This is a genomic window from Leptospira ilyithenensis, assembly GCF_004771005.1.
GTDB lineage: Bacteria > Spirochaetota > Leptospiria > Leptospirales > Leptospiraceae > Leptospira_A > Leptospira_A ilyithenensis.
In genome coordinates this window covers 1-13116 of record NZ_RQHV01000045.1, presented here as the reverse complement: position 1 = coordinate 13116, position 13116 = coordinate 1, and the positions used below count along the sequence as shown (strand labels likewise).

At 40.6% G+C, this 13116-nt stretch carries 17 protein-coding genes; 6 read left to right on the top strand and 11 right to left on the bottom strand.

Going from position 1 to position 13116, the window contains the following annotated elements; all coding sequences use genetic code 11:
- Nucleotides 1–10: 10 nt before the first annotated feature.
- A complete protein-coding gene (gene trxA, locus EHS11_RS10065) occupies nucleotides 11–349 on the bottom strand; it encodes a thioredoxin (protein WP_278321686.1) in 339 nt (112 codons plus the stop codon).
- Between the two features lie 45 nt (nucleotides 350–394).
- Entirely contained in the window at nucleotides 395–1204 is an 810-nt protein-coding gene (locus EHS11_RS10060) for a hypothetical protein (protein ID WP_135764286.1), read from the bottom strand.
- Nucleotides 1205–1236: 32 nt separating this feature from the next.
- Between EHS11_RS10060 and EHS11_RS10055 the strand changes: the two genes are divergently transcribed.
- Genes EHS11_RS10055 through EHS11_RS10040 form a run of 4 tightly spaced genes read left to right on the top strand, consistent with a single transcriptional unit; the run spans nucleotide 1237 to nucleotide 3259 of the window.
- Entirely contained in the window at nucleotides 1237–1533 is a 297-nt protein-coding gene (locus tag EHS11_RS10055; protein WP_246047756.1) for a hypothetical protein, read from the top strand.
- A 48-nt stretch (nucleotides 1534–1581) separates the two neighbouring features.
- Nucleotides 1582–1890, top strand: coding sequence for a TRL-like family protein (locus EHS11_RS10050; protein WP_135764285.1), 309 nt, complete (start codon nucleotides 1582–1584; stop codon nucleotides 1888–1890).
- A gap of 8 nt (nucleotides 1891–1898) precedes the next feature.
- Nucleotides 1899–2234: a TRL domain-containing protein gene (locus EHS11_RS10045; protein ID WP_167884408.1), complete on the top strand. Its 336-nt coding sequence runs from the start codon at nucleotides 1899–1901 to the stop codon at nucleotides 2232–2234.
- Nucleotides 2234–3259: a prolipoprotein diacylglyceryl transferase gene (locus EHS11_RS10040; RefSeq protein ID WP_135764283.1), complete on the top strand. Its 1026-nt coding sequence runs from the start codon at nucleotides 2234–2236 to the stop codon at nucleotides 3257–3259. The genes EHS11_RS10045 and EHS11_RS10040 overlap by 1 nt, the downstream gene beginning before the upstream one ends.
- On the opposite strand, the gene EHS11_RS10035 is transcribed toward EHS11_RS10040, so the two are convergent.
- The 5 genes from EHS11_RS10035 to EHS11_RS10015 form a co-directional block, all read right to left on the bottom strand.
- Nucleotides 3256–4026 (bottom strand): DUF1295 domain-containing protein, encoded by a 771-nt coding sequence (locus tag EHS11_RS10035; RefSeq protein ID WP_135764282.1) that lies wholly within the window; start codon nucleotides 4024–4026, stop codon nucleotides 3256–3258. The genes EHS11_RS10040 and EHS11_RS10035 overlap by 4 nt on opposite strands.
- A gap of 1 nt (nucleotide 4027) precedes the next feature.
- On the bottom strand, nucleotides 4028–5845 hold the full coding sequence (locus EHS11_RS10030; RefSeq protein WP_135764281.1) for an FAD-dependent oxidoreductase: 1818 nt from the start codon (nucleotides 5843–5845) through the stop codon (nucleotides 4028–4030).
- Nucleotides 5845–6939 carry a hypothetical protein gene (locus EHS11_RS10025; protein ID WP_135764280.1) on the bottom strand — a complete coding sequence of 365 codons (1095 nt, stop codon included), beginning with the start codon at nucleotides 6937–6939 and terminating at the stop codon, nucleotides 5845–5847. Before EHS11_RS10025 ends, EHS11_RS10030 begins: the two co-directional genes overlap by 1 nt.
- Complete coding sequence (locus tag EHS11_RS10020; protein ID WP_135764279.1) at nucleotides 6936–8159, bottom strand: lipoprotein N-acyltransferase Lnb domain-containing protein; 1224 nt, start codon at nucleotides 8157–8159, stop codon at nucleotides 6936–6938. The genes EHS11_RS10025 and EHS11_RS10020 overlap by 4 nt, the downstream gene beginning before the upstream one ends.
- Nucleotides 8160–8266: 107 nt before the next feature.
- On the bottom strand, nucleotides 8267–8590 hold the full coding sequence (locus tag EHS11_RS10015; protein ID WP_135764278.1) for a TRL domain-containing protein: 324 nt from the start codon (nucleotides 8588–8590) through the stop codon (nucleotides 8267–8269).
- Nucleotides 8591–8728: 138 nt separating this feature from the next.
- On the opposite strand from EHS11_RS10015, the gene EHS11_RS10010 reads away from it, so the two are divergent.
- Entirely contained in the window at nucleotides 8729–9478 is a 750-nt protein-coding gene (locus tag EHS11_RS10010) for a hypothetical protein (protein WP_135764277.1), read from the top strand.
- Here EHS11_RS10010 and EHS11_RS10005 read toward each other — a convergent pair.
- The 4 genes from EHS11_RS10005 to EHS11_RS09990 form a co-directional block, all read right to left on the bottom strand.
- Entirely contained in the window at nucleotides 9465–10481 is a 1017-nt protein-coding gene (locus tag EHS11_RS10005) for a fatty acid desaturase (protein ID WP_135764276.1), read from the bottom strand. The genes EHS11_RS10010 and EHS11_RS10005 overlap by 14 nt on opposite strands.
- 99 nt (nucleotides 10482–10580) lie before the next feature.
- Nucleotides 10581–11444 (bottom strand): hypothetical protein, encoded by an 864-nt coding sequence (locus EHS11_RS10000; RefSeq protein ID WP_135764275.1) that lies wholly within the window; start codon nucleotides 11442–11444, stop codon nucleotides 10581–10583.
- Nucleotides 11445–11509: 65 nt separating this feature from the next.
- A complete protein-coding gene (gene panD / locus EHS11_RS09995; protein WP_109019179.1) occupies nucleotides 11510–11866 on the bottom strand; it encodes an aspartate 1-decarboxylase in 357 nt (118 codons plus the stop codon).
- Nucleotides 11863–12399: a type II toxin-antitoxin system antitoxin SocA domain-containing protein gene (locus EHS11_RS09990; protein ID WP_135764274.1), complete on the bottom strand. Its 537-nt coding sequence runs from the start codon at nucleotides 12397–12399 to the stop codon at nucleotides 11863–11865. The genes panD and EHS11_RS09990 overlap by 4 nt, the downstream gene beginning before the upstream one ends.
- Here EHS11_RS09990 and lipB point away from each other — a divergent pair.
- Nucleotides 12382–13041 (top strand): lipoyl(octanoyl) transferase LipB, encoded by a 660-nt coding sequence (lipB, locus tag EHS11_RS09985; RefSeq protein ID WP_135764273.1) that lies wholly within the window; start codon nucleotides 12382–12384, stop codon nucleotides 13039–13041. The genes EHS11_RS09990 and lipB overlap by 18 nt on opposite strands.
- Nucleotides 13042–13116 lie beyond the last annotated feature (75 nt).

Here is a 13116-nt window from a genome sequence, read left to right as displayed (position 1 = left end):
CGTCGACTTCCTATTTGTGGTTTTCGATGAATTTTTTGATTTGCGGCTTCGGAAGTGCTCCGATCGCTTTATCAACTAAAACCCCATCTTTGTAAAGAAGTAGAGTTGGAATGGATTGAATTCCTAATTCTTGTGCTGTCTTTTGGTTGAAATCAACATTTAGCTTTTTGATTTTGATTTCAGACATTTCAGTGGAAAGTTCATCTAACACCGGCGCAACCATACGACAAGGACCACACCATTCCGCCCAACAATCTACAAGTACCATGCCGCTTGCAGTCTCTGCTTTGAAATTGGCGTCATTGACTTCTGTTAATGCCATATTTCTGTTTCTCCTTTGAAAGGTAATGCCCGTTCTAAGTACTAGACTGTGGGAACGGGGGAAAAACGTCGATTATTGTTTCTTTTTTTTCTTTTTGTCATCGGATTCCAGGTCGGCGATCTTTTGTTGGAAGGATTCGATGAGAGTTTTGGTTTTTTCCAGGTCTTCCGTTTCTCCTGTGATCTGAAATATCTTTCTATTCATCTCTAACATGACTACAGAGTGTTTCAAATCCGTGGAATCCTGTGTCGACATTTCAAATTTGGAACGAAAGTCTTGGGCAGCGGAGTTGGAGAGTTCAACAATTAAATTAAAATGTTCCCTACGCGTATAATAATAAGGGTTGTCAAGATCTTGTTCTTTTTCATAGGCGATAAAATCGAACAGGTTTTTCACGCAGCCTGCCAATCGATAATGGATATCGGGCCAGCTCCATTTCCATTTCGAATTGGGTCCGAAAGCGATATTTGTTTTTTTTATCGCTTCTCTTAGTCCTTTGATCAGGTTCAATCTTTGTGTAGGTGTTATTCTTTCGATTTTAGCCAGCAAATCTTTGTTCTCAGTGAGGGAGCCGTCTATGTTATTGCTAACTGTTTTTTCAATAAAAGAGATACAGTTGTAAATTTCTTTCCTGGCCGTTTCCAGGTAGTTATTGTTATTGATTTCAAGGATTGCCGTCGATAGCTCGTTGATCATAAGACAGGTGTTAATTGACTTAAGTGAGTTTGTTGCCAGTGCGATATTGAAATAAGGTTCCATATCCTTGCTTTTTTTGGACTGGAGTTTGTACATATTCGCTTCTTTTTTGAGCTCTTCCAGATAGTTTTTGAAATCTACCAGTTTCTCGTTAAAATCTGCTTTTTTCTCTTTCGTAATCGCCATGGCTTACTTATTTATTCTCGGTAAATCGGTTGATGTTCTCTTTTCTTTTTCAAAAAAGATCCTTTCCTTTAAAAAAACAAATCGACCGTTCCAGTTTCCTACTCAGACTAGAAAAAGTGAACGAATTTCCACGCAAAGAACGCGATTTATTAGATATTCTTGATACCTACAAATATATGAATCAAGCATACTTTTGGGAATCCGTGGAATTCGACGGGCGCTGGGATCATGCGCAAGGTTGGGTTCAACTGAACCACCCGGAATCCGAATGGAAATTCCGCCTCGCTGAGAAATTTCCTCCCCAATCTCCCGAAGGTGCCAAAAAATAATTTCCTAATTTCTTTTTACAGGGAACCTCTTTTAAGCTCACTATTCTTATGAAATTTTTAATCCTCCTGTCCGGACTATTATTCTCGGGATGTGTTACAACCGGATTTATCTCTCCATTGGGTTCGGCGGTTTTTAAAGTGGACCAAGAGCCGGTGACTTTGGGGCCTTCTCCTTCTTTTGCAAAAAAGGGCGAAGCCTGTTCTATCAATCTTTTCGGACTTTATGCGGGCGGAGATTCTTCATTGATTCATGCCATGCACAAAGGCGGCATTTCCAAAGTCGGAATCGTCGATCGAAGTGTTACCAATATATTTTTAGTCTACGGCCAAGTTTGTACCATTGTTTATGGGGAATGATACTTATCATGTTCCGGTATCCGATTTTTGCTCTTAGTTTTTTCTGTCTTTTTAACTGCGGCACCACCGGGTCTCAAACTTCTTTGGGAACCACTTCGGCAGTGTTTGCTTATATAGAACCGGTCGGATCCATTTCCCCGAATGTAGAAACTTATTATAAAAAAGGCGAAGCTTGTTCTTATAATCTTTTGGGACTTGCAGCATTCGGGAATTCGTCCATTTACAAAGCGGCCGAAAAAGGACAGATCACCAAACTCGGAATAGTTGATCGTGTGATTGTAAAATACAGTTTTATATATATATATTATTTCGGTATGGTTTGTACAAAGGTTTCAGGTGAGTGATGTTTCCAATCAATTTTGATTTGTTCGGTTATCAGGTTCGGGGTTACGAAGGCCATTGGGTTTTGGGAATCCTTGTTATGGGATTTTTTTATCAACGTTATAAATCTTTACAAGCGGGTTACTCCAATGAGTGGTTTGTAAATGCATACTCCGTGGCAATCCTGATGGGATTTGTTTTTGCCCGCCTCTTTCATTATCTTTTCTGGGATACCACCGCATTTTTGAACAATCCTTTGGTTCTATTCCAGCCTTCGGGCGGGTTTGCCATTCTCGGGGGAACGATCGGAACGGGATTCGGAGGATGGTTGTATTGCCAACTAACAGGAAAAAACTTTCTGCATTGGTGTGATTCTCTTATGACCCCGATCGCTCTCGGACTTTGCCTCAGTCGTTTTTCCTGTTTTTTGAACGGCGATGCTTATGGAAATCCCACAAACTCGATCTTCGGTGTTGTTTTTTCGGAAAATAGCGTGGATTGGATGGAAAGATGGAATGGATTGCATGCATTATATGCTACTTCGGAAAACCCTCTTGCTGTAATTTCAAACCTGTTTTTGGGACAAGTCAATCTGATCGACATTCCCGTTCCCAAGTCCATGGAGTCTCTTCGTGCGGAAGGATTTGTAAATCTGGCACAGCTTTCTTCGTTTTATCCTCCCGTTGCTACAGGAGATTATAAATCGGTTCTCGCAGCCAAGGGATTGTACCCTTTTCCGGTGATCGCTCCTCCCGTGCATCCGGCGCAATTGTACGAAGTGTTTCTTATGGCTATTTGTTATATTTTGATTGTAAAATTGGAATCGGTTGAGTTCGCCAAACGTAAGTTATTTTTTGTGTTTTGGATGTATTACGGATTCAATCGGTTTATCATCGAATTTTTTCGGGGAGATCGTAATATCGCTTTTGCGGATTTGACATATGCACAAGTGATTTCTTTGGGTGTGCTTGCGAGCGGTGCGATTGGATTTTTCTATTTCACATGGAAATGGAAAAAATACGGACTACCCGAAGTAAAATTGCCTTAATAAATTCCCGGTAGAATTCTTTTTCGTTCCAAAGGAAAGCCGGGCAATTTTTCAATATACCATTCCCGCGTGCGGTTGCTTCTTCCCGAAAGGTAAGCCGTCATAATCATCAGTATAAAGAAACTATCCGCATAAGTAGATAGAATGGCAAATCCGAGCCAGGAAACCAGTTCAAAAAAATAATGAGGGCATACAAGTTTTTGAAATAGGCCTTGGTTTGGGATTTTGTATTCTTTTTCATTCCCCGATCTGAGTTTGGTTAGAAGAATATGATGATAAAGATTTCCTATCTGGCCGATTGAAAAAAAGGTCGCTCCCAGAGCAGTCCACCAAACAGGGATTTGAGTCACGTGGGATTCGGAAGTATGATTGTGCAAAGATCCCGTAATCAATCCGATATTGCTATATGCAATCGTGATAAAAAACACTCCTAACATTCCTATCTTGCCTGAAAATTTATGCAAAAATAATACTTCCAAACATCTTTTTCCGAAATGAATTACAAATGCTATCAGAGTGATCCATTGATAGAAAAGTTTGGGATTGTCGGATGTATTCCAAGTGTACAGGTAGGCAAGTATAGGTAAAAAGTAGATGATAAACATGCCTACCTTTGGCGAGACTCCATGGCCCTTTGCAAATTTACTATAAGGAAGGTTGAATGTCCCTGAGGATTCCAATTTAAAAACAAAAACGGAAAGAAAAATGTAAAATCCGTAGGTGTAAATGACCGCGTCGGTTAACGCGGGAAATGTGATCAGGTTCATATCATGCCTTTACAGTGGTAAATAGGGAAAGAACGTCTACCGGCCAATCAGGTGTTCCTGATTTTAAAATTTCAATCTGACCTTCCGTTATTTTTTCCTTTTCCAAAATCAAATTGGTAACCATCTTTGCAGTTACATTCGTTTTTTCCATAAACACGCAATGGTGAGGAACAAAAACCCAATCCCCTATAAAATACAGATTGTTTACCGGAGATTGAATCTCAGGACGATTTTTTTCATCACCTGGTCTGCAACCTGTGTACGTATCCCAACGGTTGATATAGAACTCGGAGTAATCGGGAAGATCCGGCACAACGAGTTTAAGTTCTTCGTGAACTTTCTTTGCGATATCTGCGTGAGAGACTCCGTTGAACTGTTGCCATTTTGCAACCTGTACTTCAATCAGATCGACACGTTTTTCTTTCAGTTCGGGGATCTGGCGGGAAGACCAATTGGATGTAAACCCAAGCACCTTGTAACCGGTTGGGAAAAAATCATGGGCATTCCAAAAACTTTTCTCAGGAAAACGTTTTTCCCAGGCATCTGAATTTTCATACATCAAATTGACGCATAATATTGTTGCAGTGGAAAGTTTTTTGACTTTGCCGAAATACGCATGTTTGTCGAGAGAATTCGTCGTAATAAATTTTTTGACTCCGGGCAAATCCATCGCAGTGATGATATGATCGGCAGTATAGGATTTGATGGGGGAGTTGACTGGAGTTAAAATTTCAAGCATGGACGCGTGTGCTCCGCAGAACGGACAATGATCTACATGGCCTGCGCCCATGATATTTCCGCATACACGGCATCGTTTCACTTTGCCTTTCGGATATTGAGTGTTTGTTTCCACTTTGGTGACCCGGTTATTTTCGACGAAGACAGAGGTAACTTCCGTTCCGAAATGAACCTCTCCGCCTTTGCTTCGGATATAATCCACCATCGGGTTTATAAAAGTTTCGTCAGGCGGCCATTTGTAATAATCCACCCTCGAATCGGACGGTAAACAACCTAACTTTAGAAAGTTGGCAATGGCAAGTGCCGAACATTCTTTCGTAGACATAAAAAAACCCATTTCGGCCAGTCCTTCGAAATAATGTTTTATATATTGTTCGTTCACTCCGACTTTTTTCGCCCAGTCGTAGAAACTGAGACTATCCAAATAGTTTCTCTCATCCGGATTCAGATAATTGAATCCCCATAGTTTGGATGCCGCTTTTAGCGCATAAATCTGGTTAGGAGCCGGCTTTCTTACGTCTTCTAGGGATGGAATGTAGATCCCGCTGGAAAGCATTTGAAGTCTGTCAAAGGGAACCGGCCATGTAGGAGTTTGGATCTTGCTTTGTGTTCCTTGCGAAGATACGAAGTAATAAAAGCTATCATGGTCTTGCATTTTGTTGATGGGAAAACCGTGGCGACCGATGAATTCTCTCAGGTTTTTATAAAATCCCCAGATACCATGTAATCCGTGTTCGCGGGTATAAGGCTGGTTTTGAAATATTTTTTTTGCAAAATGTTTGTCTTTCCAAGATTTCAACTTACCACCCGGGAATGCTGACTTTTCAAGCAGCGTGACTTTGAACCCCCGGTCGGCCAATTCGCAACCTGCTTGGAGTCCTGCGAGTCCAGCCCCCAAAATCAGAACTGTCTTTCCGTTGGGAGAAAGACTGACTTTGTTTCCGGGAACTTCAGGAAAATCCATCTTGTATTTTCCGTTTGCAAAAAACGAATACCCCAGTCCACCAAGCACGGATAAGCCGATACCACTTCCGCCGTATTTTAAACTTTTGAGAAATAATTCTTTTCTGGATAGATTCATTAAGGGAACTGTGTCTCCACGATATAAGTAAAGAAAGCTCTTAGCCTGTTCTCATAAATGGGCCATTGAAAATAATGGTCGTTTCTAAAGGATGGGTATGTGATGGCACCTTCAACATAACTGTCTGCGAGTAAGGTCATTCCGTCATTGGGGCCGTATTGGATCAGGTATTCGTAGAAAGGTTTCGCGCGTTTGGTGACTTGTCGAAATTGGGGAACTGCGATCACATTGATGAGAAGAAGGTGTTTGGGAACTTTTAAATCAAAGTCAAGAGGTCTTTCTTTTCCCGAGCCCATGGAAAGAAACCCGTCGTAATTGTATCCTTTCCAAAAAAAATAAGATCTGGCTTCCCATCTATAACGCCAGTTATCCTCAATGCCGTCCACTAACATTGTTCCCTTGTTCAAGCCTCCGATATTGTACCAGCCTTTCGCTTTTTTGAAATAATCTTCCCCGCCGCAAAGTTGGATCGCTTTTTTCAAATCGCCGCTTCCTTTGGAAACGGAAGCAAATATAATACCGTTCACATCGGTTCTATTTTTAACGTAATCACAAATAACTTTTGCATTTTCATCTACGGTTCCGGTTTGATCTACCGGGATGACATCTTCTTTGAGTCCGAGACCTGCCGCCATATCTCGGAGAGCTTTTCCATCGGCACCGACAGTAGGATTGTCTTTATAAAACATCCCCGGAACCATTGCCAAAAGTATATTTTTTTTGGTATAGTTTGGTAATTTCTTTTCTATTACTTTTTCTTTTTTATCAAGATAACCTATGAATTTTTTGTTCAATGGTTCTTCGAAAGATCTAAGATAGAAAAGCGCTGAAGTTTTATCAACGTCCAGTGTCTCTCTTGTTAGGCGTTGTAGCTCGTCTTTGGTAAGATCTTTTAGAGACTTGTATTGTTTTTGTGCTTTTGCCCAGTCCAGATATTCTTTTTCATCATCGCAAAGGTTGCTGATACCGTATAGATTTGTTATACATTGGACTACTTTGTTTGTTTCAGGAGGTAGTTCCAGTTTGCGGTCCACATGACAGAAGAAAACGGATATACCTGCGGAAAAGATTAATATTGTTTTGAAATATTTCATTTTTGATTTAAAAATAGGGATTGGAACTCATTGCGTTTTTTGTAGAGGAGGCAAAGGTAAAAGAAGGAAGATAGAAACAAAAGGTTGCCCAGGGTTTGTTTGTAAAAAGTGAATTTAAGAACCAAGGCAACAAATAACATCAGCAGTCTGATACCCAAAAGATAAAAATACAGTTTTTTGTTTTTATAATTTTCGTATTTTTTCCAAACGAAAAAATCAATCGGGCTTATAGCAAGCCATGCAATCGTTTCATTCATAAAACTAAAGGAAGTAAATAGATACACCAAAGTGACCAGAGTGCCGCCAAATCCTGCCACAAACCCATACAGTATCTCAGAGATTCTTTCGAATAACTGTAAAAATTTTGCAGGAAAGGAAAAGAGTAAAATACTTAGATAAAATATCATCCAAACGGCCGAACTTTTTCCTTCTCTTTGCCATCTGTCCTTTAGGATTTGTTTTGTTTCTTGCGGTATGGAAGTCTGCTGAACGGATTTCAAAAGATCATCGGGAAGATAAATGAGTTCATGGGGATCCCTTTTTTTATCCGTATCATGGTCAAATAACAAAGTCTCGTTGACGTTCAACCAAATTAGAGTATTAGAATAAGGGTAGACTCGTTCTCTCCAGGTATCTTTTCCTTCTTCTATCTCTTTCAGTTCAAGCGGTGTCCCGAGCCCGTTCGAAATGATTTCTCTTAGAAAAGTCACACAATTGTTTGTAAAATTTTCGTAAGTATAACCTTTGCTGTTGATCTCATAGGTTTTGAGGATCTCTACAAATAATTTGTGTTTTTGGTCATTGTTTAATTGCAGCTCTGTTGCTGTGATTCCTCTTCCCGATTGGTCCCAGGTTTCGTAAGCGGAACCCGTTGGAATTACATTTACGAAAAATGCCGCATCTCCTTTGAGAAAACGCCATAAGAATCCCGGAGAAGGGTCATATACGCCGAAGTCCAGATAATAATCTTTATCTCCGAATTCGGTTCCTTGAAAGATCCGAAGGGCAGCATGGCCAAAGGCAGTAGTGACGGTTACTCCCGGAGAAACAGTCCATAATTGGATTCTGACAGGAGAGAGATCCTTGTCTTTTTCGGATTTAAGTAATTGAAGTAATCCGGATTCGGCTTTGATTTTCCAATCTTCTTTGTTTTGGGCAGGAAGGGAAAAAGGAAACGACATAAGTAGGAATAAAAAAAAAGAAAGAAAACGATAAAACATGAGTTTGGGCTCGCTAGGAGTTTTGTTTTTTCAGATGTGAATTATAAAAAAGATGAGAGAAGAAAAAGATTATGGCTCTGTTTCCAGAGCCATAATTGCTGCTTTGATTAGTCTCCGCGAGCGATTGTGCAAGTTTTTGCAATCAAAGAACCAAGTAAGTTGTCGTTTTTGTAGTCAACAGCATTTACTTTATTGATTCCACCAGCTGCAGCTGCTGCTTTTACAGAAGCATCGCCAGAAGCAATGATTCCAAGGTATCCAACTGTACAAGCTTCACCAGACTTAGATCCAACTGCTGCTGCAGTAGAAATGTCTTTGTTAAGTGTTGTGTCTTGTAGAATTGATCCACTTGGAGCATTGTAACCACCGCCTGAACATGCGATAGCGATTGCCACTGCGAAAACTGCTGTTAATGCAATATATTTTTTCATTCAAATTCTCCTTAGAATTTTGAAGATTGATATTACTGCAAAAATAAACTTTGACAATAAAAAAATTTCCTAATGAAGAAAATTTTTATTTTTTAACAATAGATTGATTCTAAATTTTTTATCGTACAAAATGTAATTATGAAAAAAAATTTCCTGATACTTGTTTTAATTTTTCATTCATGTGTTTCTCCGGTTATAAAAGAACAACATTCACATCCTATTGTCCTAGGTGCACTGCAAAAAGAAGTAGTGGAATTATCTAAAGAACTTTCAAAATTTAGTGACATAAATGATGACGATCGTTTAAAACTATTGGATATAACTAGAGTTATGTGCGATGTAATGAAATCGAAACAAAAAACTTTTTTGGGTTATCCGCAATTCGAATTACTGAATGAAGTAAAGGAGAAAGGAAAAGATATACAATGTGTATGGAATTTTCGTAAAGAATTGATCCAATTTTCCATGAAAACGAACGGATCGTCCGATTGGGACTTGGAAACCAACTGGTTTGATAAATACCCTTCCCGCATTTCCATGAGATTCGCTAATCTTGGTTATACGGTAGACCGCCATTGGCAATGGAGTATTATGAGAAGGAAATGGGAAAGTGTTTTGGTCTTTTTAAAGATTGAAGATCAGAAAGAAAAACGGTTTAGGACTTATTCTTTCAGCAGATACGCCGGCGGAATTCTAAAGAAAGAGGAAACGATTTTAATAGGAAACGAATCCGTTCTGGATGGCTGGCAATACGACGACACTGCCATGGACGGATCGTCCGCAAAATGCACATTCTATGAAAAGGGAAAATTGTCGGAAGACCGTAGGGACTGTCGGTTGGCCGGGCAGATTGTAAACCTGCCCTTGGAAAAAATTAATTTTGAATAGAATCCGGTCTTTTGTAAAACACTTTGGTCCCTTCCTCGGGAACCACGATACATTCCTTCATGCTTCTGAATAGGGAGGTCCAGACGGATTCTTTGATTTCTCTGTAGTCCTCTCCCAAATACGCCTTTAAACCTTGTTTGGCAAGCTTGAGGCGGTAGTGGGGGATGGTGGGGAACAGATGATGAACTACATGTGTGCCGATGTTGTGGTGAATGGATTCGAAAATACCGTAGGACCTGTCCATGGTAGACAAGGCACCATCCACATAATTCCAATCGTTTCCTCTGTACCAGGGAAGGGAAGTATCTGTATGGTGGAGGTAGGTAACTAGGGAAAGCCAAACGACAAAGATCGTATAAGGAATGAAATAATACGTAATAAAAAATAAAAATCCGTACTGCCAAATGACCCAAGCCAGTAAGGAAACCATAGGAAGAATCCAAGCAGTACTAATGGCAGCGTTCTTTCTTTCTCCATTCGGAAAGAGAGGGCTATTCGGATGAAAATGAGATCCGTCTCTTCCTGTAGAACGAACAAAAAGATAAAGAGGGAAAACAAACAAAAAAAGTTTGAAACGGGCAAATCTGGTAAGAGGATCTGCCTTTTTATACTGATCTTCGGTCAAGGGATGCCAGCTTTCGTCTTTATCGATATTTCCCGTATTGTTATGATGAGTGCGATGGCTTACTTTCCATCCGTGAAATGGAACGAGTATTGGCGTATGCGCGAGATGTCCGATTAAAAAATTCAACCATCTGATATGTGAGAAAGATCCGTGTCCGCAATCATGTCCGACTACGAATAGGGCCCACATCATCGTACCGGAAGCAAACCAAAAGAAGGGGAGAAACCAAACACTATTTAGGTGGAAGGCTATCGTATAAAGCAGAGCTAGAACGCTTATATCGAAAAAGAAATAAAATAAACTTAATAACAGGGAAGGTTGGAATGCTGATTCGGGAATTTGATTTTTGAGTTCGCTTACGGAATAGGAAGGTTTCATATTAGCTCGGGGCTAGAATGGAAATACGACGGAGATGTTAAAGCAAAAAAAAACGAACCTTTTTGGGTTCGTTTTTGCCATTCGTAGTCGGAAATATCTTTAGAAAGTGATTTTTAGATCGCTAATATCGTAAAACTTACGAAATAGAAGACTATTTGTCTGCTTTTTCGTGTCGAAAATCAAAACCGCTACCTTATTGAAAGATAGGAAATTCGGTCTGTATTGAGTGTAGTGGTGAGCTGAGATGGAAGCTTGATACTTATTATTATAGATGGTATAAGTATGTTTAGGAAGTGTTACGTGGACTTGTTTCTTTTTTTCTTCGGGAGTTTGTGCAATATAATTGTACATCACGATTTTATCCGTGGAAGGTCCTGTCTCACCAAACAGAGTAAAGGGGAGAGCCTTTGAATTGTTTTTGCAAAGATAGTCCACTACTTCGGAGAAAGTCGGTTCCGGCATCTCTGTTTCAAAACCTTTCCAATGCATTCTTTCCACGTCGGCTTTTTTCTTATTATAAACTTCCTCTCCCCAGACTTCTTTCGCAGTCACGGGAGTAGGCATTACATTGGTAAAATAGAGCAATTTGTCTTCTTTTTGCGGGTCGTTCGTTCTCCACTTAGGATAAGGAATGAGTTTTCTTTCCGACTCATTTACCTTAGGTCCTTCGTATGCCGCGAGAACATAGATTGCGTAAGTTTGGTCTTCCATCACACGGGATTCGAGATCAACTTGCACATCCAAAAATTCTCCCTTTCCCGTATCGGCATGTCGTCTAACAAACGATACGTTTTTTAATCTGATACGCGGGTCATAAATGGATAGAGGGTAAAGATCCGGAGTGTCTTTTGATCCGGCCACTTGTGTACCGGTTCCGGTTGGGTTGCCAGTATTGCCTGCTTCTTGAGCGTAAATCGCGCCCAAGACCAAAGAAAGGGAAATCAATATTAAAAGTTTTTTCATGTTCCGACTACCGATTGGATTATATACTAAGTATCGAAGAAAGAAGCTAAAAAGATTAGGAAAGATTAGGCTTTTTTCGGATGATTGTTCTCATCTACGAAAACGATCTGCGGTTTGTAATCTTTGGAAAGCTCTTTTTCATCGATTTGACCGTAGGTTATGATGATGACTTTGTCCCCTTTCATCCCCAAACGGGCTGCAGCACCGTTCAAACAAATCGTCCCGGACCCTCTTTCCCCGACGATCAGGTAGGTTTCGAATCTGGCGCCGTTGTTCACGTTTACAACGGAAACCTGCTCGTACGGGCGCATTCCGGCAAGATCCATCAAATCCTGGTCTACTGTTAGGCTTCCCTCATAGTGCAATTCCGCCTCAGTGACGATTGCCCTATGGATTTTTGCTTTGCAAACTGTGATCATCATTCCGGAGACCTCTCAAATAAAACCCTAAACATTTTGCCCGACAACTGCAAAAGGCTTTTTTGAACCAACACATGGATTTTGGTATTGATCCTTTCTATTGCAAATGGGATGGAATCATATAATGGTGTGACGACGTAATTTTCATATAAATTAGGATAATGACGGCTTTCATCCACGACTTTGCCGCGAAATGCTTCCACGACCTTCATCATGACCCTTTTTTCTTCTCTGCTTAAGATTAGACCGTCGATCGGTTTCAAAAAACGAAGGGAAAATCCCTGGATTCCTTTGGCGGAAATCACGGGAGATGCGTCAATATGGCCTTTTTCCTTAAGAAATAAAAGGGCTTCGTTCAGTTTGACCGGGTAAGGGGAATCTTCCAAATGGATATAGATCCCTGTCGTGATCATGGTTGCATGTTTTTGAAAATGAACTCCATCGGAATAATAAAGAAGTTTCGCCAAATCCAAACGGTTGCGTCCGTTCGGAGATTTTTCTAGGATCCAAAGTATCGCATGACAAAGTTTCTCCATTCTAGCAAATTTCCGTCCTTTTATTTATCCAAGCCCATTTCTTATCGTCGGTATCTAAGTTACCAAGAAGTTGCTAGAAACGAGAGAAAGGAATCCGTCTTGTTTCTGGAACACAGTCCATCTTTGACAGGAGGGGTAAGCGCGAAAGCGGAAAATCTACTGGTTACGGAAGAGAGTTTGGCCGGGATGGGTGTGGAGCTCATTCGCATCCAAAGAGGTGGGGACTTTACGGCACATGAACCTGGCCAAATCGTAGGTTATCCTCATATTGATTTGAAAAAAAGAGAAATCCGTTTGGGGGATTATCTGCAAAAGATGACTTATTCCATCCGAAACGCAGTGCTTGAGATTTGGAACTTGGAGCTCGTGGAAAACAGAGATGCCCCCGGACTTTATCTGGCAGATTCTCCGGAAAAGAAAATGGTTTCGATCGGTGTGTTCGCAAAGTCTTATTTCACAAGCTTTGGGTTTGCTCTCAATGGGGTGAATGATCTCTCTACATTTCGACTTATCAATCCTTGCGGAATCAGTGCTAGCAATATGGTATCTCTCTCCGGTTTGGGAAAGGTAAGGGATTGGGAGAGGGAAAAACTGAGGTTTGCGGGCGCATTTTTATTTCATCTGGATGGGCTCTTGGGGTAACCTTGGGCGTCTCGCATCTTTTCCAATTTCCAACTTCCTTTTGTTAACCGACCGTGCTCTTCGTTTCAATCTTCG